Source organism: Tabrizicola sp., assembly GCF_036781545.1.
Classification (GTDB): domain Bacteria; phylum Pseudomonadota; class Alphaproteobacteria; order Rhodobacterales; family Rhodobacteraceae; genus Tabrizicola.
In genome coordinates this window covers 1-2,116 of record NZ_DAIQAT010000271.1, presented here as the reverse complement: position 1 = coordinate 2,116, position 2,116 = coordinate 1, and the positions used below count along the sequence as shown (strand labels likewise).

At 64.4% G+C, this 2,116-nt stretch carries 3 protein-coding genes; 2 read left to right on the top strand and 1 reads right to left on the bottom strand.

The annotated features are described in order from the left end of the window. Positions 1-786 (top strand): oligopeptide/dipeptide ABC transporter ATP-binding protein (locus V7Q39_RS20545; RefSeq protein ID WP_333818472.1); only part of this gene is annotated, 786 nt, incomplete at its 5' end. Between the two features lie 213 nt (positions 787-999). Here the strand turns inward: V7Q39_RS20545 and V7Q39_RS20540 are convergent. Continuing rightward, entirely contained in the window at positions 1,000-1,605 is a 606-nt protein-coding gene (locus V7Q39_RS20540) for a lytic transglycosylase domain-containing protein (RefSeq protein ID WP_333818470.1), read from the bottom strand. A 194-nt stretch (positions 1,606-1,799) separates the two neighbouring features. On the opposite strand from V7Q39_RS20540, the gene ssb reads away from it, so the two are divergent. Beyond that, on the top strand, positions 1,800-2,116 hold a 317-nt coding region (gene ssb / locus V7Q39_RS20535; protein WP_333818468.1), incomplete at its 3' end, for a single-stranded DNA-binding protein.

The following is a 2,116-nucleotide window of genomic DNA, read 5'->3' as shown; positions in this document are numbered from 1 at the left end:
ACCCCGATCCAGAAGCGCAACACCGACACCGTCAGCCAGGTGCAGATGGTGTTCCAGAACCCGTTCGACACGCTGAACCCGTCGATGACGGTGGGCCGTCAGATCATCCGGGCGCTGGAGATCTTCAATTTCGGCACATCGGATGCCGAGCGCCACCAGCGGATGCTGGAGCTTCTCGATCTGGTGAAACTGCCCCGCGCCTTCGCCGACCGGATGCCGCGCCAGCTGTCCGGCGGGCAGAAGCAGCGCGTGGGGATCGCCCGCGCCTTCGCCGGGGGTGCGAAGGTCGTGGTCGCCGACGAACCCGTCTCGGCCCTCGACGTCAGCGTGCAGGCGGCCGTCACCGACCTCCTGATGGACATCCAGCGCGAGAACAAGACCACGCTGCTCTTCATCAGCCACGACCTGTCCATCGTGCGCTATCTCTCGGACCGGGTGATGGTGATGTATCTCGGCCATGTGGTCGAGATGGGGACGACCGATCAGGTCTTCGCGCCGCCCTACCACCCCTATACCGAGGCGCTGCTCTCCGCCGTGCCGATTGCCGACACGCGGGTGGAGCGCAAGCGCATCGTGCTGGAAGGCGATATCCCCTCGGCGATGAACCCGCCGCCGGGCTGCCCGTTCCAGACCCGTTGCCGCTGGAAGTCGCAGGTGCCGGGTAACCTCTGCGAGGTGGAAGTCCCCCCGGTGCAGATGCTAGAGGGGGGCCACCAGATCAAGTGCCACCTCAGCAGCGAGGTGCTGGCAACGATGGAGCCGGTGATCAAGATCGCGGCGGAATAGGCGCCGCGGCAATTCTTTTCGGGACGCCCGCTTTTCTTGCGGCGATGGTTGACGCTTTCCTGCTCCGCCGTGCGTATGTATCGCGTATGGATGGACTCCAGACGGGAAAACGCCGCCGGGAAGACCGGTCGTTGCGGCTGCCGCCTGCTCCGGATGTCAAAGGTGAATCTGCCGAACGCCTTGATCACCAAGGGTCCAGTCGGGCTGCGGCCGCTATCCCAGGATCGCCTTCACATAGCTCTGGGTTTCGTCGTAGGGCGGGATGCCGTCATGCTGCTCCACCGCCGCCGGGCCCGCATTGTAGGCCGCCAGCGCCAGCTCCCAGGTGCCGAACTTGTCGTACATCATCCGCAGGTAGCGCGCGCCGCCCTCCAGGTTTTCCTCGGCATCGTTGATGTCGACCCCCAGGTGCCTTGCCGTCTCGGGCATCAGCTGCGCCAGGCCCGTGGCCCCCTTCACCGAAACCGCGACCGGGTTCCAGCCGCTTTCCCGCTGCACCAGCCGCAGGAACAGGTCCTCCGGCACGCCATGCTTGCGCGCCACCCCCTTCGCGACCTCCAGGTATTCGCCCTTGTAGCTGCCGCGATAGGCGGGAATGCCTTGATCCGCCGCGGTTTCCTCGCCCTTCTTGTATTTGGGCGTCAGCTTGGTGGACCCCGAATATTGCTTCTTCAGCTTCTTGTCGATCAGGTCGGCCTGCGACTTGAAGATCGCCGTGCGCGACTTGGTCGAGCCCGTCAGGTTCAGCCCCTCGGCCACGGCACCATTCGGCGCAACCGCCAAAAGCACCGCAACCGCAACCTGGCCGATGATCCGCATATCCACACTGTCCCTTGCGCACCCTTCGGTGCGACCCGGCGCGACTATACCCTGTCCGTCCGGATTTTCCAGACCGGACATGGCAGGTTTTCCCGACCCCGCCGATGCTCGGTTGCGGCGGGCGAAAAGGACGGTATAGGGTTTCTTAACCATCCGGAGCCAGTCTGCTCCGGACAGCAGTCAGGGAGATTCGCATGGCGGGGTCGGTCAACAAGGTCATTCTCATCGGCAACCTCGGCCGCGACCCCGAGGTGCGCAGCTTCCAGAACGGCGGCAAGGTGGTGAACCTGCGCATCGCCACGTCGGACACCTGGCGCGACAAGCAGACGGGTGAGCGGAAGGAACGCACCGAATGGCATTCGGTCGCGATCTTCAACGAAGCGCTGGGACGGATCGCCGAGCAGTATCTGAAGAAGGGCAGCACGGTCTATATCGAGGGCCAGCTCGAAACGCGGAAATGGCAGGACCAGTCCGGCCAGGACAAATACTCTACCGAAGTCGTGCTGCGGCC

Coding starts and splice junctions, on each gene's coding strand:
- V7Q39_RS20540 (WP_333818470.1), bottom strand. CDS start 1,605: ATGCGGATCATCGGCCAGGTTGCGGTTGCGGTGCTTTTGGCGGTTGCG.